General features: G+C 62.5%; 25 protein-coding genes and 2 pseudogenes. 9 read left to right on the top strand and 18 right to left on the bottom strand.

Annotation, left to right across the window (positions count from 1 at the left end):
• The first annotated feature begins 2 nt into the window (after positions 1-2).
• On the top strand, positions 3-1,268 hold the full coding sequence (locus tag QX073_RS25560; RefSeq protein ID WP_315828044.1) for a (Fe-S)-binding protein: 1,266 nt from the start codon (positions 3-5) through the stop codon (positions 1,266-1,268).
• A gap of 151 nt (positions 1,269-1,419) precedes the next feature.
• Here QX073_RS25560 and QX073_RS25555 read toward each other — a convergent pair whose 3' ends face one another.
• From QX073_RS25555 to QX073_RS25495, 13 genes are all read right to left on the bottom strand, one after another.
• Positions 1,420-1,647 (bottom strand): sulfurtransferase TusA family protein, encoded by a 228-nt coding sequence (locus tag QX073_RS25555; protein ID WP_315715462.1) that lies wholly within the window; start codon positions 1,645-1,647, stop codon positions 1,420-1,422.
• 41 nt (positions 1,648-1,688) lie between these two features.
• The gene (dsrE2, locus tag QX073_RS25550; RefSeq protein ID WP_315715461.1) at positions 1,689-2,183 is read right to left on the bottom strand and encodes a sulfur carrier protein DsrE2; all 495 of its coding nucleotides are present in this window, start codon (positions 2,181-2,183) and stop codon (positions 1,689-1,691) included.
• Positions 2,184-2,225: 42 nt separating this feature from the next.
• Positions 2,226-3,233: a YeiH family protein gene (locus QX073_RS25545; protein WP_316226653.1), complete on the bottom strand. Its 1,008-nt coding sequence runs from the start codon at positions 3,231-3,233 to the stop codon at positions 2,226-2,228.
• 45 nt (positions 3,234-3,278) lie between these two features.
• Positions 3,279-3,719: a glycine cleavage system protein H gene (locus tag QX073_RS25540; protein WP_315715458.1), complete on the bottom strand. Its 441-nt coding sequence runs from the start codon at positions 3,717-3,719 to the stop codon at positions 3,279-3,281.
• A 15-nt stretch (positions 3,720-3,734) separates the two neighbouring features.
• Positions 3,735-4,169 (bottom strand): hypothetical protein, encoded by a 435-nt coding sequence (locus QX073_RS25535; protein WP_316226583.1) that lies wholly within the window; start codon positions 4,167-4,169, stop codon positions 3,735-3,737.
• 38 nt (positions 4,170-4,207) lie between these two features.
• Positions 4,208-5,131, bottom strand: a complete 924-nt coding sequence (locus QX073_RS25530; RefSeq protein ID WP_315752117.1) for a CoB--CoM heterodisulfide reductase iron-sulfur subunit B family protein — start codon at positions 5,129-5,131, stop codon at positions 4,208-4,210.
• Positions 5,131-5,877, bottom strand: a complete 747-nt coding sequence (locus QX073_RS25525; protein WP_315752118.1) for a 4Fe-4S dicluster domain-containing protein — start codon at positions 5,875-5,877, stop codon at positions 5,131-5,133. Before QX073_RS25525 ends, QX073_RS25530 begins: the two co-directional genes overlap by 1 nt.
• A gap of 10 nt (positions 5,878-5,887) precedes the next feature.
• Positions 5,888-6,763 carry a hypothetical protein gene (locus tag QX073_RS25520; RefSeq protein WP_316226582.1) on the bottom strand — a complete coding sequence of 292 codons (876 nt, stop codon included), beginning with the start codon at positions 6,761-6,763 and terminating at the stop codon, positions 5,888-5,890.
• A complete protein-coding gene (locus QX073_RS25515; protein WP_316226581.1) occupies positions 6,760-7,812 on the bottom strand; it encodes an FAD-dependent oxidoreductase in 1,053 nt (350 codons plus the stop codon). Before QX073_RS25515 ends, QX073_RS25520 begins: the two co-directional genes overlap by 4 nt.
• Positions 7,809-9,182, bottom strand: a complete 1,374-nt coding sequence (locus QX073_RS25510; protein ID WP_316226580.1) for a heterodisulfide reductase-related iron-sulfur binding cluster — start codon at positions 9,180-9,182, stop codon at positions 7,809-7,811. Before QX073_RS25510 ends, QX073_RS25515 begins: the two co-directional genes overlap by 4 nt.
• Before the next feature lie 62 nt (positions 9,183-9,244).
• Positions 9,245-9,970 carry a 4Fe-4S dicluster domain-containing protein gene (locus QX073_RS25505; RefSeq protein ID WP_316226579.1) on the bottom strand — a complete coding sequence of 242 codons (726 nt, stop codon included), beginning with the start codon at positions 9,968-9,970 and terminating at the stop codon, positions 9,245-9,247.
• Positions 9,971-10,001: 31 nt separating this feature from the next.
• Positions 10,002-10,382 (bottom strand): DsrE/DsrF/DrsH-like family protein, encoded by a 381-nt coding sequence (locus tag QX073_RS25500; protein WP_315752123.1) that lies wholly within the window; start codon positions 10,380-10,382, stop codon positions 10,002-10,004.
• A 259-nt stretch (positions 10,383-10,641) separates the two neighbouring features.
• On the bottom strand, positions 10,642-11,358 hold the full coding sequence (locus tag QX073_RS25495) for a hypothetical protein (RefSeq protein WP_316205648.1): 717 nt from the start codon (positions 11,356-11,358) through the stop codon (positions 10,642-10,644).
• Between the two features lie 83 nt (positions 11,359-11,441).
• On the opposite strand from QX073_RS25495, the gene QX073_RS25490 reads away from it, so the two are divergent.
• From QX073_RS25490 to QX073_RS25475, 4 genes are read left to right on the top strand one after another with little or no spacing between them, the layout of a single operon-like run.
• A complete protein-coding gene (locus QX073_RS25490; protein ID WP_315752125.1) occupies positions 11,442-12,473 on the top strand; it encodes a radical SAM protein in 1,032 nt (343 codons plus the stop codon).
• 8 nt (positions 12,474-12,481) lie between these two features.
• Positions 12,482-13,549: an NAD(P)/FAD-dependent oxidoreductase gene (locus QX073_RS25485; RefSeq protein WP_315752126.1), complete on the top strand. Its 1,068-nt coding sequence runs from the start codon at positions 12,482-12,484 to the stop codon at positions 13,547-13,549.
• Between the two features lie 25 nt (positions 13,550-13,574).
• Positions 13,575-14,828, top strand: a complete 1,254-nt coding sequence (locus tag QX073_RS25480; RefSeq protein ID WP_316202472.1) for a radical SAM protein — start codon at positions 13,575-13,577, stop codon at positions 14,826-14,828.
• A gap of 16 nt (positions 14,829-14,844) precedes the next feature.
• Positions 14,845-16,716: an alpha/beta fold hydrolase gene (locus QX073_RS25475; protein WP_316172792.1), complete on the top strand. Its 1,872-nt coding sequence runs from the start codon at positions 14,845-14,847 to the stop codon at positions 16,714-16,716.
• A gap of 40 nt (positions 16,717-16,756) precedes the next feature.
• On the opposite strand, the gene QX073_RS25470 is transcribed toward QX073_RS25475, so the two are convergent.
• Entirely contained in the window at positions 16,757-17,080 is a 324-nt protein-coding gene (locus tag QX073_RS25470) for a metalloregulator ArsR/SmtB family transcription factor (RefSeq protein WP_315715794.1), read from the bottom strand.
• 338 nt (positions 17,081-17,418) lie between these two features.
• Between QX073_RS25470 and QX073_RS25465 the strand changes: the two genes are divergently transcribed.
• From QX073_RS25465 to QX073_RS25455, 3 genes are all read left to right on the top strand, one after another.
• Complete coding sequence (locus QX073_RS25465) at positions 17,419-18,051, top strand: class I SAM-dependent methyltransferase (RefSeq protein ID WP_316226578.1); 633 nt, start codon at positions 17,419-17,421, stop codon at positions 18,049-18,051.
• Positions 18,052-18,231: 180 nt separating this feature from the next.
• Positions 18,232-18,594, top strand: a complete 363-nt coding sequence (locus QX073_RS25460; protein WP_316226577.1) for a helix-turn-helix domain-containing protein — start codon at positions 18,232-18,234, stop codon at positions 18,592-18,594.
• Positions 18,595-19,365: 771 nt separating this feature from the next.
• Positions 19,366-19,806: an FCD domain-containing protein gene (locus QX073_RS25455; RefSeq protein WP_316226576.1), complete on the top strand. Its 441-nt coding sequence runs from the start codon at positions 19,366-19,368 to the stop codon at positions 19,804-19,806.
• Between the two features lie 364 nt (positions 19,807-20,170).
• On the opposite strand, the pseudogene QX073_RS25450 reads toward QX073_RS25455, so the two are convergent.
• Both QX073_RS25450 and QX073_RS25445 read right to left on the bottom strand, forming a co-directional pair.
• Positions 20,171-20,503, bottom strand: a pseudogene (locus QX073_RS25450) (type VI secretion protein); the annotation flags it as partial.
• Positions 20,500-20,705, bottom strand: a pseudogene (locus tag QX073_RS25445) (IS21 family transposase); the annotation flags it as partial. The pseudogenes QX073_RS25450 and QX073_RS25445, both read right to left, overlap by 4 nt.
• A gap of 375 nt (positions 20,706-21,080) precedes the next feature.
• On the opposite strand from QX073_RS25445, the gene gcvA reads away from it, so the two are divergent.
• A complete protein-coding gene (gene gcvA, locus QX073_RS25440) occupies positions 21,081-22,019 on the top strand; it encodes a transcriptional regulator GcvA (protein WP_172179974.1) in 939 nt (312 codons plus the stop codon).
• A gap of 28 nt (positions 22,020-22,047) precedes the next feature.
• Here the strand turns inward: gcvA and QX073_RS25435 are convergent, their stop codons facing one another.
• Together QX073_RS25435 and QX073_RS25430 are read right to left on the bottom strand one after the other, a co-directional pair.
• Positions 22,048-23,223 (bottom strand): acyl-CoA dehydrogenase family protein, encoded by a 1,176-nt coding sequence (locus QX073_RS25435; protein WP_316226575.1) that lies wholly within the window; start codon positions 23,221-23,223, stop codon positions 22,048-22,050.
• Positions 23,216-24,217: a class I SAM-dependent methyltransferase gene (locus QX073_RS25430; RefSeq protein ID WP_172179970.1), complete on the bottom strand. Its 1,002-nt coding sequence runs from the start codon at positions 24,215-24,217 to the stop codon at positions 23,216-23,218. The genes QX073_RS25435 and QX073_RS25430 overlap by 8 nt, the downstream gene beginning before the upstream one ends.
• Positions 24,218-24,222: the final 5 nt, after the last annotated feature.

The following is a 24,222-nucleotide window of genomic DNA, read 5'->3' as shown; positions in this document are numbered from 1 at the left end:
CGATGGGCGGCGAAATCGACGTCGAAGCAGCCAGCAGAACGTTCCTGGCGCGGACCGAGGGACATCTGGTCAGCTATCTCGAGGCTTGCGTCCATTGCGGGAACTGTGCCGAAGCCTGCCACTTCTATCAGGCCTCCGGAGATCCACGGCACACGCCCGCCTACAAGCTGTTTCCGATTGCCAAGGCCTATCGCCGGCAGAAATTCCCGCTCTCGCTCTTCGCCCCCCGCGTCACGGAAGAGGACCTCAGGGAATGGGAGGAACTGCTGTTCGATACCTGCACCATGTGCGGTCGCTGCACCACGATCTGTCCGATGGGGATCGACATCGCTTCCATCGTGGGCGGCGCGCGGCAGGCCTTCGTCAAGGCGGGACTCGGACCGAAGGACCTTCTGCAGGCCGCCGACAATTCGCGCGATCATGGAAGCCCGCTGGGCGTGACGGCCGAAAAGCTGCGCGATCGTATCGAATGGCTCGAAGATGAGCACGACGTGCCCATCGCGCTCGACAAGGACAAGGCCGACATTCTGCTGACGCTCTCGTCCGTCGAGACGATGAAATACCCCGATTCCGTGGTGGCCATGGCCAAACTGCTCAACCACGCGGGCGTCGACTGGACGCTGAGCACGAAGGGCTATGAAGCCACGAATTTTGGCTATCTGGCCGGCAAGGCGGACGTCGCCAGGATCATGGTTCAGCGGATCACCGAGGCCGCCGAGGCGGTGGGAGCCAAGACGGTGGTGATTCCGGAGTGCGGCCACGCGTTCGGTGCGCTGCGCTGGTCGGGCGCCAACATGCTCGGCCGCCCCCTGCCCTTCGCAGTCGTGCACATTTCGGAATTCATGGCGCAACTCAAGCGGGACGGCAGGCTGAGGCTGAAGCCGATCGAGGAGTCGATCACCTATCACGATCCCTGTCAGATCTCCCGTCGTGGCGGCGCGACCGAAGATGCGCGATTCCTCCTGCAGGATTTCGCGAAGGACTTCCGCGAGATGACCCCGACCGGAAATCTCAACTGGTGCTGCGGTGGCGGGGGCGGCGTGCAGGCGATCGCGCGCGCTGCCGATCTTCGCCACAAGGTATTCAAGATCAAAATGGATCAGGTCGAGAAGACCGGTGCAAAGACGATGGTCTCGGCATGCTCGAACTGCCGGCTGACCATGGACGAGAGCAAGGCCCACTGGAAGTGGGAAGGCGGGCTCGCGAGCCTTGTGGAGATCATTGCGGACCATCTGATCGAGGACGCCCCAGCGAAGACGCAAGGGTGACGTTTCACAGTCGTACGCCTTGCAGCGTGGGCAAACGGCGGCGAAACGCCGGCGGCGGAGCGCGCAGACTGCACCGGTCCCCCTCCGTTGGTTGCGGTTCCGCTCTCGGTCAAACCGAAAGGCACTCCAACCTGTCAGAGATTGGGTAGCGTCAGGACGTTCGCCTGATCAGGAACTCGAACTGCTTGCCTTCCGACTTGGATTCCAAGAGATCATTTCCGGTCGTGCGACAAAACGCCTCGAAGTCCTTCACAGCGCCGGGATCGGTGGCGAGCACTTGAAGCGTGCCACCGATCGGCACGTCCTTGAGTGCCTTCTTCGCGCGCAAGATCGGCAGCGGGCAGTTCAGTCCCTTGGCATCGAGAACCTGGTCAGCCATCCTGTCTCTCCATAATTTCTGGTGCTGGCTTCGTGATACATTCAAATGAACAGGTTGATGTCGCTCTTGGTCGCCGTCTCGATGTAGGTCGCGGCGCCGCCGAGCACCGGCCCCTCGATCATGTCGTCCTTGGTGTACTCGAACAGATCCATGGTCATCTGGCAGGCGATCATCTTGACTTCGGCTTCGATGGCCATCGTGCGCAACTCCTCTATCGATGCGACCCCCTTTTTCTTGATCAGGTTTTTCATCATTGTCGTCGCCGCCGCGTCGACGCCGGGGATGGCCGATACGAGATTCGGCATGCCGATGTGCATTCCAAACATCGGCATCTCCATGGCCGGATTGCCGAGCGTCGAAATCTTCAGGTCGAGGTTCTTCTTGAGCAGCGTCAAGCCGTAGAAGGTGAAGAACATGGTCACTTCGAGGCCCATGGCCGCCGCTGTCGTGGCCAGGATAAAGGGCGGATAGGCCCAATCCAGCGTGCCCTTGGTGACAATCATCGACATGCGCTTGGTATTGTTATCATCGGCCATTGCATCTCTCCGTTTGGTCTCTCGCAGGCGCAACCGCGCGCATCACTGGATTCCTGCTTTCCAACGCACGACCATCAGCACGAGGACTGCGAGGAACAACGTCTCGGCGACGATCAGCGCGATCGCCCGGCCGCCGACATCGGCCATCGCCTTGAGCGACGTCTTCATCCCGAGCGCTGCGATCGCCGTCACCAGGCACCACCTTGAAATGTCCTTGATGAGGGCAAGCAGGAATGCGGGAATGACGCCGGCGCTGTTGAGCATCACCAGAACGGCGAACACCACCAGGAACCCCGGCAATTGTCGTCCGGCCTTACCGACGTGATGGGCGCGGAACACGTAGGACAGCATCACCACGACAGGCAGCAGCATGGCGACCCGGAGCAGCTTGGTGAAGGTCGCGACGTTTCCGGTCTCCTCCGACACGCTGAAGCCGGCGCCAACGACTTGCGCAACGTCGTGAATGGTGCCGCCAAGAAACATGCCGACTGCAGCGTGATCGAGATGGAATCCTGCGATCACCAGCGGATAGACGATCATCGCGATCGTGCTGAGCGCAGTCACGCCGATCACGGTAAAGACCGTGTCGCGTTCGTGGTCCTCCCCCTTGGGCAGCACCGACGAGATCGCGAGCGCCGCCGACGCTCCGCAAATCGCCACAGCCCCGGAGGTGAGGATTCCGAACCGCCGGCTCAAGCCCATGGCACGGGAGGCCAGCGCGCCGAACAGGATGGTCAGGATCACCGCGCCGACGACCGTGATCACGGGCGTCGGACCGAGCTTCGTGATCTCGGCAATCGTGATCTGTGCCCCGAGCAGGCCGACGGCGACGCGCAGGATGCGCTTCGAGGCGAGTTCGATGCCGGCGACGCAGCGCCCCTCCTGCGACAGGAAATAGAAGGCCATCCCAAGCAGCAAGGCGAACAGCATGACCGGCCCGCCATAGTGCTCGGACAGGAAGGTTGCCGCGATCGCGATGATCAAGCTGGCCAGCACGCCCGGGAAATAGGTCGGCAGCGACATGAAGGCCGCGAGGCCGCGACTTATCATCGATGTCCTGATTGCGACGGTCTCAGTCACGGCCTATCCACTTCCTTACGCGCAGCCAGCGAAATTCTCGGCAGCCATCTTCGCTTCATAAGGGGCGGCGGCCGCCGTGCCCGGCACGAGGCCGGCCTTGGCAGCAGCCCAGTCCTTCGGGCGCACCTTGACCATCCATCCCTCGCCATATGGGTCGGTGTTGGCGAGCTTGGGCGCTGCGCTCATTGCATCGTTGACCTCGACGATCTCCGCATTGAAGGCGACCTTTGCCGGGCCGACCCACTTGCCGGATTCGATCGTGGCGCAGGACTTGCCCGCATCGACCGACCGGCCGGCCTTCTTTGGTGTGAAGGCGACAAGCTGACCGGCCATGGCCGCTGCCACAGCGGTCATCCCGAGCGTCACGGTGCCGTCGGCGTTCTCGCGATACCAGATGTTGTTTTCGACGTCGTAGAGGAGGTCGTCGGGAAGGTTGCAGCCGCGGACGATGGGCATCGTCTTCTCCTTGTCTCAAACAGTTTCGTTGGTCTGCATCGATGCATCGAGTTGACGTAGCGGCCGGGACGCGCAGCAGAAGTCGCCGAGCCCGGCCACCTCCAGCTTGCCTCCGATGAACAGCATAAGGTGCCGCGCGACCATGGCGCCCAGCCGCAGCCGCCGGGCGACCTCCGCGTGGCCTGGCTCGAGGCGCACCAGATTATAATGATAGACGAGCTCGCGGCACGTCTCGCGGCAAGCATTGAAGCTTGCATCGCCGCGCGCACCCTGCCGATGCAGCGCCAGCAAGCGGAAGGTTTCGACCTTGCGATCGGTCGCGATCTCGCCGTGCGCTGCGAGCCATGTTGCGAGAATCGTTTCGCCGAGCTGCAACAGCTCCTCGGCAAGTGGCGCGGCGTCCACCGCGAGTGCGGCATCGGACGCGGCCAACATGCCGTCGAGCCGCATCGCGACGTTGTCGAGGCTCGTGATACCGATATCCGCCATCAGCCGAGCCCCCGCGCACGCAACAGACCGGTCGAATCCGAGAAGTTCTCCTGCACGCCGACCCTGCGCGCCGACAGCCCGAGCGCCATGCCGAGGAGCTGGGTGAAGTACAGGATCTTGACGCTCGTCTTGCGGCCGAAGACCTTTTCGGCGCGCACCTGATGCATTTCGAGCCCGGTGTGGCAGGTCGGGCATTCGGTGGCGATCACGTCCGCGCCGCAGGCCTCGGCCGTCGTGAGCAGGTTGAGAACGAGCTTGGTCGAGGTGTCACTGTCGGACAGCGTGTGAGCGCCGCCACAGCATGCCGTCTTGAGGGGGTACTCGACATTTTCGGCCCCCGCCGCGGCCAGCAGGTCGTCCATGAAATGGGGCTTGGAGGTCGATTCCGAGCCGGGCCCCTTGTCCTTTTCCGGAAAGATGTGACGCGGCCGCGTGTACATGCAGCCGTAGTAGTTGGCGACCTTCAGGCCCTTGAGCGAGTTCTTCACGCGTGCCTTGAGGCCTTGTTCGCCGACCGATTCCTTGATCCAGTCGAGCGCGTGAATGGTCGTGACCTTGCCGGCTTCGTAGGTCGCGTGGCCGGCCTTGCGCGACAGTCGGTCCGTCACCTCGCGCGACGCGGGATCCTTGGCGAGGTCGTATTCGGCCTTCTTGAGATTGTGATAGCAGCCATTGCACGGCGCCATCACGGTATCGAACCCCATCGCATCGGCGATCGAGAGGTTGCGGGCCGACAGATAGGTCTGCAGCTTGGGATCGATGTTCTTGACCTCCATGGCGCCGCAGCAGTTCCAGTTCTTGAGCTCGACCAGGTCGAGGCCAAGTGCCTTGCCGACCTCCTTGGTCGAGCGGTTGTAGGCGTGCCCGGTTCCTTCGAGCGCGCAGCCCGGATAGTAGGCGACCTGCTTGTGTTTGTCGCTCATCACTCAGCTCCCTGAACGTCCAACCGAAGCGCCTTGCGGGCAGCTGCTTCGCACTCGCGGACATACTCGTCGATCGCGAGGCTGGCGCCCCGCCATCCGCGCGTGCGGGGACGGATCACGCTTGCAAGTCCCAACTTCACCAGGAGGCCGACCGGCAATCGGCTGGCGAGACTGCGTATCAGTTCGACAAGCCAGCCCTGCGACAGGGACTGCCCGGTCCGCGCGAAGAACCGGCGCAGCACGCGGCCTTCCTCGATCTTGCCGGTGGCGAAGACCTGCTCGGAGAAGACCTCATCGAACGCGGTGGACGGCTTCTTCTCCGTATAGCCCTTCAGCTCCAGCCAATGTGCCGTGGCCTTCATCACGCCTTCCGGACTGACGTCGCGCGGACAGGCATAGGTGCACTTGTTGCAGGAGACGCACTGCCAGATGATGTCCTTGTCACGCAGCAGCTCGCTTTCGAAGCCCATGCGGATCAGGTAGATCCAATAGCGCGGGTTGAAGTCGGGATTCACGGCGTTGATCGTGCAGGCGTTGGTGCATGAGCCGCATTGCCAGCAGCGGTGGATGAACTCGCCCCCCGGGAGCGCCGCGATCTCCTCCTGCATCTGCTCGTTGTAGTCGGTGATGGCGCGCGAGGTGATGAACGTGCTCCAGTGCCCGGAGACATCGACGCCATCGATTTCCAGGTGCTCATGCGTGACGAGATTCTCGGGCCGGATCAGCGATTTTTCGTGAATCGGCATGGATGTTCCCTCATTCGCTCAGCAGGCGAGGCTGCCCGAGCACGTAGGCCCTGCCATCGATCAGCTTCAGGCGGGTGCGCCCCGACTCGGTATCGACCGCATCGAGTCCCAGGAGACGCCGAGTATGCGCCATCGCGTCTGCCTTGAAGCCGCCGCAGAAGTCCGCGTGCAGGAACTGGCCGCCCTTGTCGTTGATATAGTTTGCATAGGTGTGGGCGCAGAGCAGATCGACATAGAAGGCCAGATCGCGGAACACACCGTTCGCCTGCAGGAAACCTTCGAGCTCCTCGCGTAGCATCGTGAAAGTGGCGAGGCCGTCGCCGACGGCGATCATGCCGGCCTCGGCATCCTCGTCGTACCATATCTCGCGCAATACGCCGGTATTGACCCTGGCGTCCCACATCCAGCGCGTCATCAGCGGATAGCGGTCGGGCGCGGTGAAATGAAGGACCTCGGCGGCAAGATCGCGCGACCAGCGGTGCTCGCGATCGGCTGGAAAGCTCGTGACGAACGCGGCGACGCGCTGGTCGGTGGTGCCGGTATCGGACCATCCGCGCAGCAGGGCCTCGAGCCTGTCGCGCATGGCCGCAAACCCGTTGCGGCCGAGCCACGCACCCACGCGCCGGCGCACCGGCGTGATGAACGTGGCGAGGTCGCAGAATTCGGCCTCCGTCAGCTCGCTGACCCGCCCCTTGCCCAGCACCTCCTCGAACAGCGAGGCCTTGAGCGCGAGCGCTCCGACATAGCGCTCGACGCCACCGGTGTCGTCGGCGGATTCCACGAGGTTCTCGAACGCCCGCCGCAGCCTGGGGCCGGACAGATCAAGCACCGGCCGCGTCGGCTCGGCCACCGCCTTGCCTCTATGGCTGGTGATCGGCCACATCACTCGGCCGCTTCCATCATGGCGCCGCGGACCAGGGTCAGCGCGGCCATCGCCGCCGATTGGCCCTGTGCGATGGAATCGTCGATGGTCTCGGGCCCGGTCGCCGCGCCGGCGACGAAGACGCCGGGCCGCGAGGTCGCCGATGTGTTGGAATAGACCGACGCCTTCTGGATATGGCCGTGCTTCTGCAGTTTGACGTCGAACACCGCCGACAACGTCATGTTGTCGACATTGGGATCCATACCGATGGCGTGCACCACCATGTCGAACGGAATCGAGATCGGCCGCTTCACCAGCGTGTCCTCGCCCTTCACGATCAGCCGCCTGCCGTCCGACGTCACCTCGGCGATCCGCGCCTTGATGTATTTGACGCGATGCTTCTCCTGGCTTTCCCAGTAGTAGAGATCCTCGTAGAGGCCGAAGGTGCGGATATCCATGTAGTAGATATACACGTTGCACCGTGGCATCGCCTCGCGGATCTCCATGGCAATGTTGGCGGAGACCGTGCAGCAGATCTTCGAGCACCACTCGCGACCGATCTGGCGGTCGCGCGAGCCGACACATAGCAGGATCGCGACCCGCTCCGGCTCGCGTCCGTCGGACGGACAGCGCACGCCCCTGCCGGAGGAGAGCATCTGCTCGACCTGGGTCGTCGTGACCACATCAGGGTAGGTACCGAAACCCCATTCCGGCTTGTTGACCGAATCGAAATGCGTGAAGCCGGTGCACAGGATCGCCGCCCCCGCCTCCAGCACCGTGCCATCCGACAGCGTCACGCGAAAGTCGCCTGGGCTGCCCGAAAAGGCCTTTACCGTGACGCGCCTTCGGATCTCGACACGGCTGTCGGTTTCGACCCGGCGCACCATGCCACCAATGGCGTCCTTGGCCCATTCGCCGGACGGCACCAGCTTGGCATAGCCCGACTGGATCGGCGCGCCGCCGAGCTGCTCCGCCTTCTCGACGAGAACGACGCGCTGGCCGGCCGCGGCCAGCGCATGTGCCGCGGAAAGCCCCGACGGCCCACCGCCAACGATGAGAACGGGACGGGTCATGATGCGGCTCCTGACAAGGTCGCCGTCGGCTTGACATAGCCTGGGCCCGACGTAATCGCGCATTTGGGGTCGTAGAGCGTCTCGATGCGGCCGGCCTTCACTTCATCGAGGTAGGCCTCGAATTCGGCTTTGGCTTTCTGCCAGTCGATGCCGAGCTTCTCGAGCAGCCCCTCGAACGGCGAGGCGTGCCAGTGAAGCTGCGCGAGCTTGTATGGATGCGCACCGAGGGCGAGCGCCGCGAACTGGCAATCGGCCATGACTGGCAGCGCGTAGACCTTGTCGACGGCTTTGCCGATCCACTGGTTCTTGTCGAGCGTGGTGATGCAACCCGTGTCGTGGCCGATCATGACGTCCGCCCGCGCCTCCTCGACCGCGACCCTGATCTTGCGGTCGATGGCGAAGGAGCGGGTGAATTCACGCTCGCCAATGATATGACGAAAACCGAAGCCGCAGCAGTCGTACCAGGTGGAGTAGTCGATCACCTGTGCACCCAGCGCCTGCATCAGGCCGGTCGATACCGCGACGCGATTGCCGTCCATGACGGTGTCGTCATAGATCACGTCTTCCGGAACCATCTTGTAGACGTGACAAGCCGGATGAACGGTGGCGCGAAGGCTGCTCACGTCTATGACCTGCCGCTCCCGGATGCGGTGACGCATGACGTGCAGCCATTCGGAATAGTGCACGATCTCTTCGGGGATCAGCAGCTTGCCGTCGACCAGGCGGCCCAGCTTGCCGAGAATCTTCTTCACCTGCTCGCGCAGTTCAGCCGAATGCATCAAGAAGATGCGCATCTCCTTGTAATTGCCGAACGACGTGCCGCAGTGGACCAGCGGGAAGTAGGTTCCGACCGGCAGCCCCTGCGCCTTGGCCGACATGTATGCCTGGTGGAAGTTGCGCAGGAAGACGGCGGCCAGACTGACGACATTGCCGACCCCGGAGCCGTGATAATTCCAGGCGGTGCAAGAGGTTTGATCGGTCTCGTCGAGATAGCGCACACCGAGCTGGTTCATCAGCCACATCACGCTCGACGGATAGCCGGGGATATTGCCGCACTGTCCGCAGGATTTGTGCTGCCAGAGGTTGGTGGTGGGAATGCGCTTGTCCCAGCCGTACAGCGTGCGCGCCACCACCGGCTCGTGGCGCTCGTCGATCCGATGGACGACGATCTCGCCGTCCTTCTCCAACTCCCACATCGCGTCGCGGATGTCCTGGACACGGTCCTTGTTGGTCAGCATCGAGCGACGGTCGATCCGGGTTTCCACCCAGGCAGTCGCTGTCTGCGCCTCGCCCGGCGTCAGATTGGAAGGGCGCCACTCCGCGCCAAAGCCGGCGTAAGCCGACTGACTGTCACTGCGCTTTTCGTCCATCGTTTCCTCCGTCGTCCACCGCAGCGATTGATCTCGCCGTCTGTTGTGGTCATCTCAGCGGCCTATTCTTCCTGATGCTCTTCTAGCCACTCGTTGTACTCCTCGCGCTTCTCATCCATCACGTCACTGACGACATCGAACAAATTCTCGTCGATCGTCTCGAGCTGATCGAGCACGCCGGTCGCCTCCCAAATGGTGTAGAGTTCGACGGACGTCTTCAGGTTGACCTCCCAGGCCGTGTCCATGGTGTGCATGGTCGGGACCGGAATGGCCTTGCGCAGGATATTGAGCGGGGCGTCGACCTTGGTGACGTTCGGGCCCCAGTCGGGAAACGCATCGCGCGTGATCATGTTCGGCGCGAGCTGGTTTCCCGTGGAAATGACCTTCAGAAGCACCCGCGAGAACGGTCGCAGTACATCCTTCGCCGACTGCATGCCGTGCTTGATCGCGACCTCACGCATGATCATGACGAGCCCGCCCGGCGAATTTTCGAACGGACAGCGGGCCGCACAGGTGTAGCACTGCGCGCAGGACCAGATCTTCTCCTGCATCGCGTCGTAGATGCCTTCGAGATTTTCGGTCCACAGCAGCTGGACGATCTCGCGGGGTGAATAATCGTAGTAGTGCGCCGAGGGACAGGTCGCGGTGCAGATGCCGCAATTGAGACAGCCATGCAGCTCATGATCGTAGAGGACGTGCGAGCGAATGTCGTCGAACACCTCTTCCAGCTTCTCGTAGGGAACGACCGGCGCCTCGGAGACCGGGTCGCCGATAGAGGTCAGCTCCATTGAAGCTCCGCTCGTCATCTGGCGGCTCTCCTCAGTAGGTCAGCACCTTGGCATTATCGTTTTCCATCACCTCTTCGATGACCTTTGCACCCCCGACGATACCCTCGCATTCAGGGATCAGGTCCTGCTCGGTCATGTCGAACAGATCGAGGTTCGGAGAGCAGCAATAGAACTTCACTCCCGCTCCGTGCGCGTCCTTGATGAAGTCATAGACGGTTTTCGGAGACCCGGGCTTGACCACGAGCTTCTCTGCCACGCCCTTTTTCATGAGCTGCCCCGACGTCGCGGTACAGACGACCTCCACCTCGTAGTCCATCGCCGCGGCAACGGTGGCCTGGAAGAACGGCGCGCCCAGTTCCTCGCCGTTGCGAGGATCGGTATTGACCATGATGATGATGAGCTTTTTGGCCATTCTTACGATGTCCTCCCGATCATCTGCTATTGAGCGTGCGCAACGCACATCGACACACGAGCGTGCACAATAAGTTTATCTTGAGGCGCATCACCTTGGAGTTGATGAAGATCAACATGCCCAAGAACCGAAGTCCTGGGTGAACAACAAGCTCACATCGAATTCATCCAATCCGTCGGACGAGCGCACAAAACATATTCCATTTTTTGAATGACATCTATAGGCTGAAGAAAATAATTCGTTGCTCGGGAGAACGGTCCTACGGGAGCGGCCGCATCAAATGCGTCGACTCGATCAAACCAATCATCAGCGGTCCGAGCGCCGCAGCGATCTCGCGCTGCACCACGCGCAGGTCGGCGAGCGTTTCCGCCGTGCGATCAGGACATTCTTCGGATTCCATGATCAGATCCTCGATCATGGCCGACTTGATTCCGGGATGGCCGAGGAACCCGAAGCAGTTATCACGAAGCTGAAACACCGCCGGCTCCCCCGCAGCGTCGATCGCGAGAACACGGGCATCGGCCGGCAGCACCGGGCGATCGCGCATGTAGATCGCGACGGGAAAGGATTGCGGCAGATGACCGCCGAGCGCCGCGGGATCGACCCGTCGGGCCGTCTCCACAACGAAGCGGAGCGGAGCTTCCTGAGTGCCGCCGCCGCACGCGGTCGCAACTATGCAGCTGCCAGCTCCGATGCCGATGACGGGCAGGTCGCGCGCCAGGAAATCCTGTACCAACCGCAACTCGGGCCCAAGGCTCGGAAGCAGGTTGCCGCTGACGACTCCGAGCGGTCCGGCGCCAAGAACAACGAGGCCGTCAAAGTCCCCGGCCGTCGCAGGTATCGATCCTCCGGCCGTAAACGGCCGGCAATAGCGAAAGCCGACGTTGCGTCCTTCGAACTGGTCTTCCATCAAGCCGAGATAGTCCGCCTCAAAATGCTGCAAGACGCAGAGTGTCTTCATGGCGAACCGCGACAACTGATGAGGCATCAATGACGGCCGAAGCCGACGGCGGACCGACAATATATATGTTTTTTCGCATATGAAAAGCGAGGAACGCAATGGCGTGGTATGAGAAGCTGCAGGAGATCGAACCGCTCGACGACCTGCGTTTTGATCGTGGGCTCGTCGATGCACTCGAGGCGGCAGCCCGCGAGCGCGCACTCGGACCGATGCGGTTCTACACGCCGACGTTCCGCGCCTATGCCAGCGAGGAACTCAAGGGCTGCGGCAAGGCGAGTTTTCCCGCCTTTTCCATCACGGGCGGCGCCTGCGCGCTGAATTGCGATCACTGTCAGGCGAAGATCCTCGAACCGATGATCGCGGCAACGACACCGGACGAACTCGACCGCAAGGTGCGCGACCTCATTCTGCTCAAGGATCTGCGCGGGTTCCTGCTTTCAGGCGGATCCAACCGCCGCAACGAGGTTCCGTACGATCGCTTCTATCCGACCATCGAAAGGCTCAAGCGCGACTTTCCCCATCTGCGCATCGCCGTCCATTCCGCGTTGCTCGACGAACGGCGCGCCAGATCCATGGAGGCCGCCGGGGTCGACGTCGCGATGCTCGACGTGATCGGCTCGGAGCAGACGATCCGCGAAGTCTATCACCTCGACCGTCCTGTCGCGGATTTCGAGGCGACGCTCGCCGCGCTCTCAGGCACCAAGATGCAGGTCGTGCCACACATCGTCATCGGTCTGCACTATGGCCGGCTACTCGGCGAAGCAACCGCGCTGGACATCGTTTCGCGCCACCCGGTTGCCGCCTTGATCCTGGTGGTGGTGACCCCGATCTATGCGCCGCCGGATCGGCCCTTCGCCACGACATCCACCGACGACGTGGCGAAGGTGCTGGTCGCCGCGCGGCAACGGATCAATCACGCGCCGGTTCAGCTTGGCTGTATCCGCCCCGCGGGCCGCCATAAGCTGATGACCGACGCATACGCCGTCATGGCGGGATTTGACGGTATCGCCTATCCCGCGGACGGCATCGTAGCTCTCGCCCGCGCCATCGGCCGGCCGGTCGAGCAGGAGCATGCCTGCTGCTCGATCGCGCTTGACGGCCTCGCCGGACGGCGGGCTTGCGCAGCCTGAGGTGCACCATGAACGCCGAGGCAGCGGATATCGTCGTCGTCGGGCTTGGACCGGCCGGGAGTCGTGCGGCTGCGATTGCCGCGAAGGCCGGCTACCGCGTCGTCGCCGTCGACCGCCGGCTCGAGGCGGGTCGCCCGGTCCAGTGTGCCGAATTCGTGCCCGCCATGATCGAGCGGGACGTTCCGAACGTCACGACCGTCGCCCAACAGAAGATCACCCGCATGCTGACCTTCACCGAAGCGACGGATTGCGAGGAAACGCGGGACTTCCGCGGCTGGATGATCGATCGCGCCGCCTTCGATCGAATGCTCGCTGATGAGGCGGCGAACGCGGGAACCGCGTGCCGATACGGCACCTCCGTGGTTGCCATCGATTTCGACGGCACAGTTCATACGTCCGATGGTCTTGCCCTGAAACCGCGCGTCCTCATCGGCTGCGACGGCCCTCGCTCGCGGGTCGGCGCGGCCATCGGCCAGATCAATCGCGCGCTTGTCGATACGAGGCAACTGACCACGCCGCTGATCGTGCCGCACGATGCCACGGATATCTTCCTGAGCGCCGACTACCGCGGCGGCTATGGCTGGCTGTTTCCCAAGGGCGCCGTGGCCAATATCGGCGTCGGCGTCATGATAGAGGACCGGCGGCGACTGAAACCGATGCTCGCCGCGCTCTTCGCCTCGCTGTCGGCATCGCGCCGCATCGGAACGCGCCCGTTCGCGTTGACGGGCGGGGCGATACCCGTGGGCGGCAGGGTGGGTTCGACAGGCCGGCTCGGCGCAACCCAGGTGTTGCTGGCCGGCGATGCGGCAGGCCTGACCAACCCCGTGACCGGCGCCGGCATCGCCTCCGCCGTGCAATCGGGGGCGCTCGCCGGGCACGCCGCGGCAGACATGCTGTCCGGCCGCAGCGGCGCCCTCGATGACTATGACGAAGAGCTCGGCGACATTTTCGATGCAGCCTTGAGCCGGGCATTGCTGCGACGACGGCAAGTGCTGGCGCACTATGGCGACGGCCGTCGCCCCGACGCGACTGCGCTCGCCGAGGGATGGATCAGTTCGCCGAACTATTGGGCGTGAAGATGCAGGATCAGGGGAGGACGTCATGAGCTGTCTCGAAGGACCGACGCATCCGGTACCGGATTTCCTCACCGGGGAGACGCGCACCTTCAACGCGGCAGAAGCCATGCGGCCGCGCGCGCCGGGCGCCGTGCCGGCGGAAGCGCGCAACGGCGGGCGCGTGAGGGCGCAGGATGTGCGGCCGGTCGGCACGTACCTGCCGAACGACAATGTTCTGACGCCGAACATGCGGTCGCCCGAGTACGTGCAAATGTCGACGGCAGCGGCCATCACCCTCGGCATCATGAACGGCTACATGCATCGCACCAGTTGCACCCGTTGCCTGAACCTGCTGCTGACCTACCCGGAGGGCTGCCGCGCCAACTGCGCCTATTGCGGGCTTGCGCGCCATCGCGAAGCGGAGCGCAACTATGCCGACCGCAACTTCATTCGGGTCGACTGGCCTGCGGTGCCCTACGACCAGGTGATTGACATCGTTGCATCGGGCGGCGACGGCGGGCGCTTCCATCGCATGTGTATCAGCATGATCACGCATCCGCGGTCGGACCAGGACACCCGCATTGTCCTGCGGAAATGGGTTGAACGCATCAGGCACGTACCCGTGTCCATCCTGTCCAACCCGACGACGATGACGCGACTGGATGTGCAGGAGCTCAAGGATCTCGGCGCCGAGATATTTACGGTCGCGCTCGATGCAGCCAACCCGGTCATCTTTGACCGCACCCGCGGCCGCGGGGTTCAATCGCCGCATAGCTGGGACAAATATTGGGAGATCCTGCTGGCCGCCGCCGAGATATTTGGCCCGGAACGTTTCGGCGCCCATCTCATCGTCGGGATGGGCGAGAGCGACCACGACGTTCTCTCGCAGGTGCAGAGAATTCGCGACCTCGGCGGCCACAGCCACCTGTTCGCGTTCTTTCCCGAACAAGGCTCGTTGATGGATCATCTCCCGCCGGCGCCGCGCCCGCAATGGCGACGCATCCAGCTCGCCCGGTATCTCATCGACTATCGAAGCCACTCCCTGCAGCGCATGCGTTTCGACGAGCGCGGTCAACTCGTCGATTTTGGTCTGCCGCAGGACGAAGTCGACGCGATCATCGACGCGGGCGTGGCCTTCCGCACGTCCGGCTGCCCGGGCAAGGAGGCCGCCGATGTGTCCGCCTGCGACCGCCCCTATGGCGACTCGCCGCCGCGCGACATTGCTTCATACCCTTTCAAGCCCGATCGCCGCGACATTCGCCACGTGCGCAGCCAACTCCGGCGCGGACTACCCAAATAACCGGGAGGAAGATGCGATGGCCAGCAGCGCCAAGTCATTTCGGGTCATCGACACCGGGATTCGGGGCGGACGCGCCAATATCGCCTTCGACCAGGCGCTCATCGACGCTCACAAGGCACGGCGGATTCCCGATACCATCCGCTTCCTGCGGTTTCGTCCGTCGGCGCTGGTCGGAATCCATCAGATCCTGAGCCATGAGGTCCGGCTCGACTATTGCCGGAGCAAGGGAATCGAGATCGGCCGGCGGATCACGGGAGGCGGAGGTCTTTATCTCGACGAGGGTCAGATCGGATGGGAGCTCGTGTTCGGCCGCTCCAGCCTCGGCGCCATGAATCTCACCGAAACGACACGCCGGATCTGCGAAAGCGTCGCACTCGGGCTCAACAAGCTCGGCGTCCCCGCGCGCTACCGCCCGCGCAACGACATCGACGTCGACGGCCGCAAGATCAGCGGCACCGGCGGCTTCTTTGACGGCGATACTCTGTTCTACCAGGGAACACTGCTGATCGACTTCGACCCCGAGCAGATGATCGCTGCGCTCAAAGTGCCGGTGGAAAAGCTCGCCAAGCGCGACCTCGCCTCGGCCCACCAGCGCGTCGTCAGCATGCGCGAGATCCTCGGCGACAAGCTCCCTGATCTGGCCACCATCCAGCGAGGCTTGCTCGACGGCCTGGCGGAAGGCCTCGGCATTGTTCCGCAATGGGGCCAGGCGTCGATGCACGAAGAAGAGCTCGCCGACCAGTTGTATCGCGACGAGATCGGCCGCGACGACTTCGTCGAGATGGTCGACGCTCCCGAGGTGGACAGCTCGCTGGTCAGTGCCACTCTGACGCGGCGCGGCGGCAGCCTGCGCGCCGATATCCGCCTCGAGGGGCCAGACCGCAGGCGAATTCGCGAAGCTCTGATCACCGGCGATTTCTTCGTTACACCGCCACGCGTCATCTTTGATCTCGAGGCAGCGCTGCGCGGCGCCGAACTGGCTGATGCCGGATCCCTCGTTGAGGACTTCTTCTCGCGCACGTCGGCCGACTTCGTCAATCTCGGCCCGCCGGACATTCGCGACGTGGTCGTCGCGGCGGCGCGGCAGCTCAGCTTCGTTGCGGCCGGCCGGAGGCTTCGCGGCCATTGGCTCGCGGCGACGCGACCGGAACGTCCGCCGCTCGTCCTGCTGCATGACGCCTTGGGCTGCGCCCGGCTCTGGCGCGATTTTCCCGAGCGGCTTGCGGCTGCGACCGGCTGCTCCGTCCTGGTGTTCGACCGCTGGGGCTCGGGTGACTCTGAGCCGCTCGAGCCGCCCCATTCGCGGCAATATCTGCTCGCTGAGGCTCTCGACGCCCTGCCCGAAGTGCTACGGACGACCGGAGCGCGGCGTCCGATCCTGGTCGGACACTCCGACGGTGCTGCGATCGCGTTGACGTTTGCCGGCGCGTTTCCCGATGAGGTCAGCGGGGTCGTCGCGATCGCCCCTCATCTCTTCCGCGAACAGCGGACAGTTGACGGCATCGCAGCCCAGATCAGGGACTTCGAGCACGGCGACCTGAGGGCGCGGCTCGCACGGTATCATGGCAGCAGAACCGATCATCTTTTTGGCCGGCTGGTCGATGCTTGGACTGGGGAAGAAGCGCGCGACTGGGGGATCAAGCCCTACGTTGGACGGGTTCGCGCCCCGGTGCTGGCTGTTCAGGGCAGCGAAGACGAGTTCTTCACGCATATTCAGCTTGAGACGCTCCGCGCCCTCGTGCCAGCCCGGATCGAGACCTGCGTGCTGGAAGGCTGTGGACATGCGCCCCACCAACAGGCGACCTCCGCGGTGATAGCCGCGGCAGCCGGGTTCATCGATCGAGTGACCGCAGGAAACACGGTCGCCGCCGTCCCCGGCTCCGCCTGACGGACGATCTCCGCGGGCAGCGAGACTCCATCAGCACCACTTAGCAGAAAGCGCGATAGAGAGCGGACATGACCTCGATCACTTCCGGCCGCGAGACCGAATAATACACGTTCCTGCCGTCCCGGCGCACCTTGACGAGATCGTCCGCGCGCAGCCGGGCAAGTTGCTGCGACACCGTCGGCTGGCGGAGCTGCAGCGAATCCTCAATGCTGCTGACGGACTTCTCTCCGTCAAGCAGCAGACACAGAATGGCAAGCCGCGCTTCGTGCGACAGCGCCTTGAGGAATTCGCTTGCCTTGTGAGCCTTCTCGAGCAACGCGTCAGGCTCGAGCGAAGACCTGCTGCGTGCACGCTTGGTTGCCATATTCGTCCGCATATTCCTCAATCGACCAATTCGGTCCGTTACATCGGCGGTCACGGCGTCATGCCGCAAGGCCGCCCCGTGTTGCTATCACTTTGGCGAGACGATAACAAACAGGCGGTCGAGCCTGTGCCAGCGCGGTTCGTGCGAGACGGTATCGAGCCGCCGGCGCGATCGTCCCCTGCTCACGCGCCTGCCGCGTCTGACGGGCTGATGAACTACGATCCGGCTTCCAGTTCACCTAACTTGCGATCAAGGGTTCGCAAGCTGATACCGAGGAGTTCGCAAGCTCCTTGCGGCTGCCAACAAACACGCTTGTCATCTTCAAAGTGGGACCGCCGATGGTCACGAAGGTACCGCCAGACGCCGACGCCGGCCGCTGGAACCGACGATTCGAAGGCGATGATTTCGTTTTCGGAACCGAACCCAATCAATGGCTGCGCCGCCATGTCGGCACGTTCCCGTACCGCAGTCGCATTCTCTGCGTCGCCGACGGAGAAGGCCGCAACAGCGTCTGGCTCGCCCGGCAGGGATTTCAGGTCGACGCCTTCGACATCTCGGAGGTGGGTCTGGCGAAAGCGAGCAAACTTGCCGCGTCAGCCGGAGTCAGCGTGAACTACCAGCTTGCCGATTGCGACGGCTTCGCGTGGCCAAGTGCGGCGTATGACGGCATCGCAGCGATTTTTGTGCAGTTCGCCGCCCCAGATTTGAGGAAACGGCTGTTCGCGCGCATGATCGCAAGCCTGAAGCCGGGCGGGACGCTGATCCTGCAGGGCTATACGCCCAAGCAGTTGGAGTACAAGACGGGCGGCCCTTCCGCCCTCTCGCACCTCTATACGGAAACCATGCTCCGAGAGGCGTTCCGTGAGTTGGAGATCATCGAACTGGGCGAATACGAGACGGAGCTCAGCGAAGGCAGCGGCCATCACGGCCGCTCTGCGCTGATCGGAATGGTCGCGCACCGGCCTTCCTGATCGCGCTCTGCTGGTCCACGGAATTGATCGCGCGCATGCGTCGCGCATTGTCGAGAAACGATCTTTACGACCGACTGTCGACCTTTCCGATCCTTCTGCCGGCATTGCGCGACCGCGCCTCTGATCGACCGCTTCTTGCCGCAGCGCTGCTTGCCCGCGTGGCGCCGGAGAAGGCCCACCTTGTCCCAGCCGGCACTCGAGCGGCTCGAGGGCTACGCCTTTCCGGGCAATGTTCGCGAGTTGCGCAACGTGTTGGAGCGCGCGGCCCTGCTCTGCGATGACGATGTCATCTCAGCCGCGACGATCGAGCGTGCTCTGACGCTGCGATCGCCGGACATTGAGGGACGCGACCGGGTGCAGCGAACCGCAACAAAGCTGGCGCCTGCTGACGATGAGAACTCGCCGTCATCGAAGGAGCGCGAGGCGCGAGCGCTTCGGACCGCCCTGTTGACGCATCGCGGCAATCGAGAATCGCTTGCAAAACCCCTCGGCATCAGCCTGCGCACGCTTGACCGGAAGCTGAAGGAATTGGACGCTCCATGAAGCGCTGTCGTCTGCCGCGGCGAAATGCTCACGAATAGCCGGATGGGTGCAGGGTGGCGCCGTGTGATTTCGTTGCGCTTCTCGGGAGATGAAAAGCTAGGCGCCTGAAAAAATGGTCGGAGCGGCAGGATTCGAACCTGCGACCCCTGCGTCCCGAACGTAAGTAGCATGCGAAAAGATCAACGAAAACAATGAAGTTTGCTCGCGATTGACGGCCTTTATCGCCGTTTGTTCACGGGGTTTCGGTGGTCAACCGGTGGCCAGCTTCGGCTTGCACCTGAGCAATTCGCTGCAACGACATCTGCGCCCGTCAACAGCATTGGCAGCTCCCGGCAGAGCTAGTCGATCGCACCAGGGCTTTGGCCGGAGAAGTTCAAATAGCTGCTCCGACCCGATGGACCGCCCGCCTCCTCTCAAGCTGCCAACCGGGGAAACAAGCGGAGCGACACCCCCTTCAGTACTGCGATCACTATTACGGCAAATCACACGCAGCACTCGATGGTGGGTACGACAGGGGAGAAAGCCAAGAGCAAGATCAATGACTTATGGCCCCCTACCTACTTTTAAGGCGCCTTGATTTCAAATGAGAATTTTTGGCGGCGCCCGCACCCTCCAAAGGTGGGGCTCGGCTGGGACGACCTCGAAGGCCTGCCAGAGTGACGGCCTCGGATCACACCCACGCTCACGGGGAAGGCGCGGAACCATCTCAAATGCCGTGCCATAGATGCCACAAGCATCAGAGGGCTCAACGCCTAGCGCGACGGCCAGGGCTTGGATGTTGTCGAGTGTGAGGTTAATCAGCCCGGCCTCAATCTCCTAGAGCCTCAAGGCTTGCGATCCTCGACCTTCAAGCTCGATCGTCCCGTCCTTTCGGAGCAGCGCAAGCGGCAGGAATTTCTCCATAGCGCGGGGTTCAAGACGCTTGGCCAAGTTGAGCTGTTCAAGTCGAACAGCGACTTCCACGAGGCGCTCGCCCTTATGTCGGGTAACAGGTTCTTGGCCCGGACCGTCGCCCGTCAGAACGAATTGCGGCGCCTGATCGAATACCGTCAGACGCTCGACCGCGACCGGGTATGGCGGCAACCAGGCGAGCACCTAGCCATCATCGATCTGCTGGAGAAGGGCTCGCTCGAAGGCGCCGCCAAGCTTCTCGACAAGCATATCGGCGGAGCCTTGAAGGAGAAGGCCCCGCCTGAGCTTTTCGGATCGTAGCTCAGGATTCGGCACGAATGAGCGCGGCCATCGAAAATAACGCATGCGAATAGCCAGACCTTGTGCTCCCGATGTCCCGCGGGACGTCAGCTCTTGTGAAGGATTGCGGATGCCGGCCGCAGCGGTGACGGTGTGGAATATGCGGGCGGCTTGCGCCCGAAAGCCTCCAAGGGAGGAAACCGCGCATGATTGGCAGGTCACCCGTCCGAGTGCCGGATGCTTGCTTGCCAAGACCTCAGCGTACGGATCCTTGTAGAGAACCGAGCGCCCTGGCCTATAAGCTACGAACATCGGCTCGCTTGATCCCAGGATAATTTGGACAAGCGTTGTCAGCCGAGGAGACCAATTCCCCAGAGACCCGACTCTCAAGCCTGGTCGCGAGATCGGCCTCCATCTGCCGCATCAAATCGCGGGTAAACGCTCTGAGGTTCTCCATGTCGGCTGCGTCCTAGGGAGAGACAATGAACCGGAAATGATGCCGGTCACCCCTGCCCAGCGCCTCGAACGCAGCCTCATTCGCCTGATCGCCCGCGGCGTCGAACATCCGTGCCGGCTGGCCATCGCGAGTGACCCCGTCCCTCTTGAGATAGGTGAGATGCGCCGCCAGGGGCGCTGACCTGGACGCCCGGCCCTTGTGCCTAGCGATCCGCGCCTTCACCGTGACGCGCCGCACCGGGGCGAACAGCCGTTCACCAGAAACCGGTCAAGCTCGTCACTCCAGAGGCTCATCTTCGGAAGCGGCTGCGTCTCTCGCTCGTATCGGACTTCGTTGCCTCGGAACCGATGACCTCGCGTACTACTTTGCACGATACGCCAAGCTCGCGGCAGATCGCCTTGACCGGTTGACCATGAACAAAATAGGCGCGACGGATCTTCGCAATCGTCGACACCACCAGCACCCCAACCGCGGCTTCCATCACTTGTTCGAAGCCGCGGCGGCCCTTGCCGCGGAGGGCATCGATCCGAAACAGATGTTTGTTGGAAGGAAACAATACGCCTTGATCAGATGGACAGGCGCATCGGCCACGGCAGCGCAGCTCGCGAAAACAAAACTGGCGTCTTATGAAGCCACCTCACTTGAAACTCTTGATTCCATCTTAAGATTGTATTCTATTACCACACAATTGAAAGGTGAGGGCACTCGCCGTACAAAGGACTCCAACGGAAACTGAACCGTGAGTCAACGCTGGCGCCCATCGCTAGAGCCAAGCAATAGAGCCCGTTTCTGCAGCGGGCTTTCGATCTGCGTTGAGTTTTGGACGAGCCTTCTCGGAATGGTCTGGCAGATGCGCCCTCGCCTCCCCCCGTTGAACGCGCTTCGCGCCTTCGAAGCAGCAGCTCGCAACCTCAGTGTCACGAAAGCAGCCGACGAGCTCTGCGTAACGCCAGCTGCGGTGACGCAGCAGCTCAAGATTCTGGAAGACGCACTTGGTCGTCGCCTGATCCGCCGCGTTGGCCGCGGCGTAGAGTTGACAGAAAACGGCCAGCAACTCTTTCCCGTACTTTGCCGAACATTTTCAGATATTTCGTCGGCAGTCACAGGGCTGACGTCGCATAGCGCGTTGAAACTTAGAACCAGCTTTCTGGCGACCGTCGCACAGAGATGGCTGGCGCCGAGGTTGATCGGCTTTCGGCAACAGTTTCCGGATATCGCCGTCGCCGTCTCAACGTCGTTCCGCCTGGTCGATTTTACGAGAGAGGATATCGATGTCGCCTTGCGGCTAGGCTACGGATCCTGGCCGGGGCTCCATTCGACGTTCGTGATGAACGAAGAGCTGTTCCCCGTTTGCTCGCCCACCCTGTTTCGCGAAGCCGCACTTCCTGCTGGATCAGACCTGCTTCGTCGCCATTCACTGGTCCATACCATCGTTCGGCCGACGGACTGGCAAGCTTGGCAGGTCGAGGCCGGACTCGAGGATTTCGATACCACTTCAGGATTTCATTGCGAAAATTCTGCGCTCGCGCTCGAGATGGCCGAATATGGGTTGGGACTTGCCATCGGCCGAACGCCGCTGGTCATCTCTGCACTCGCATCAGGACGACTGATGGCGCCATTTGCGGCGCGCCTCTCGAATCCAATGTCCTACTATCTGGTCTGTCAGGACACCGCCGCGCGGCGCCCCGAGATCGCACGCTTTCGCGACTGGATCGTAAATGAAGGTATCGAAACGATGGAGGCGATCAAGAAATACATCCGGCGATCCCATCCCTAGGTCAACGGCGCTATTCAATCACTTGTTTTCAGAGCTGCACAAGAAGAGCCGTGCCGTAGTCCGCCATCGCGCGATCCCAATTCACATCCATGTGTGCAGCCATGACCTGGAGATCGCACCAGTGGCGCTGCACCGGGTGCGTCTGCGCGATGACGGAAGTTCCAAGCTGGGACATCAGCTGTTGCACGGCGTTCATGCATAAGCGGGTCAGCCTGGCCCGGTCGCGCTTGATCGCTGCGTAGTCTCTATCGGAGAGATCGCGGCCGTTGCAGCCCGCCTCATGCAGTCTCGATAAAATGCTGCGATACAAAAGCCGTGCGCATTCGATATCGGCGCTGATCTCGCCGGCGCGCATGGCAAACGCCCATTGGTTCCCGTTTGGCTGCCGTCCATGCCGCTCTCGCATGATCGCAAGTCCCGCCGCCACCGCTCCCTCCGCACAGCCGAGCAGAGGACCGACGATCACGCTGGTCAGATAGGGAATAAGAGAAACCGACTGCAAGTAGTGACCGCCGCGTTCCGCCGAACGCCCGAGAACATTGTCCAGCGGCTGCGCCCAGCTTTCTGAAAGCGAACGATCGCGGATAATGATGTCGCGCGACCCGGTCCCTGCCATTCCGATGGCCTGCCAATCATCGCCGATCTCGATGTCGATGGCTGGCAGCAGCGCCATAACCGTCCGGGCGTCGCGTCGAGACGGATGCAGGCATGAGCCGGACACGATCACCCATGTCGCATAGTCCACGCCGGAGCCGAGCCGCCAGCGACCATCGACCCGATATGCGCCACCGTCCCGCGATATTCCGCCGGCCGCCGTCGCCGATCCTGTCGTGACAAGTTGACGAGCTCCGCCGCGGAAGACCGCGTTCAACGCCTCCGCTGGAAATCGCGATACGATCTGAATGTGTCCTCCAACGAGGCCCACGATCCATGCTGTCGAAGGGCACGCGCGCGCCGCGAGCCTTGCAACTTCTGCAAGGACAGGCCAATCCAATTCAAGGCCGCCGAAACGCTTCGGCATCGCGAGCTGAAGCAATCCGGCGTCGAACAGCTCATCGACGGACTCGCGCGGCAGCTTCCCAAGCCTGCGGGCTTCCTCCGCACGTTTGTGCCATCGTGGCAACAACGCCTCGACGCTCGCATAGAGCGTCGCGAGCGACGGCTGGTCCGCTCCCCAATAGACCGTCCCGTCCAGCCTATCCATGCGCACGCTCCAGCACCTTTCGCAACATTGGCCGCTCGAAGACGAACTGATCTTCAATCAAGGGCGGGCCGAGAAGGCGGACGAACTCCTCGATGCGCTGCCCGTCGTTCGAGGCGACGAACTCGTAGAAATTCGTGCTATTCCACAACAGATAGCAGTGCGAGAAGTGTCGTCCAATCGAGCTCACGAGCTCGTCGAGGAGAACCTCGCCCTCATACATGCGCAGCAGCATCTGCTGCCGTTTCCACTCGATCTCTTCGGGCGTAAAATAGTGCGCCTTGTGCTGCTCGTCCTTGACGCGCTCCCGTCGTTCGTACTCGAGGCGGTCGGTGTGATCGAGCTTTTCGAGAAAGAAGACCAGCCCGTCGTCCCTGAGCATGCGACAGCCCTGCTCGATCTGGAAATCGCGGTCCTTGCCGTAAAACTGAAAGGCGGCCGTTTCGTAGATATAGTCAAAGCCGCCATGGAAATCCTCGTCGTCCACCAGCGTGCGAAGTACGTCCCCGTCGAGCTTGAGGAACGACGTCGGAATGAATCTCGACAGGGCCGGATCGGCAAAGCGCTCAAAATGCTCTTCGTTCGCCCTGTTCGGAGAACAAGTCAGTGTCTTGACCGCGCCGCCGGAAAACGCAGCAAGCGTGCGTCCGTTGGAACCGTCGAAGGCATCGATCTCATAAAGCAGGCAGGGCCGACCGCTGCTTTCGGCCCGCTGCCTCGACAGACGGCTCAGCGCCACGCCCACGCGCGACATTTCCTCGAGGATGCCTGGAATGCTGGCGAGGAAATGCGAGAACAGTGGTCCCGCCTTCGGTACCAGCCGGTCGTGATACTCCAGCACGTCGGTATCCGCTATCCGGTTGCGGATCCGCGTCAGCACTGGCTGCCGCGGCACCTGTGCCGCTCCGGTCGCCAACTGCTCGAATTGCTGCGCCAATCTGATCATCGAAGATTGCTGAAGATAGGCGTCGACGTCGGTCGCAGGTCGATTGGTCATGCCCG

Source organism: Bradyrhizobium sp. SZCCHNS3052 (genome assembly GCF_032484495.1).
Classification (GTDB): Bacteria; Pseudomonadota; Alphaproteobacteria; order Rhizobiales; family Xanthobacteraceae; genus Bradyrhizobium.
Note: the sequence above shows the minus strand (reverse complement) of the source record. Positions and strands in the feature narration are given on the sequence as shown.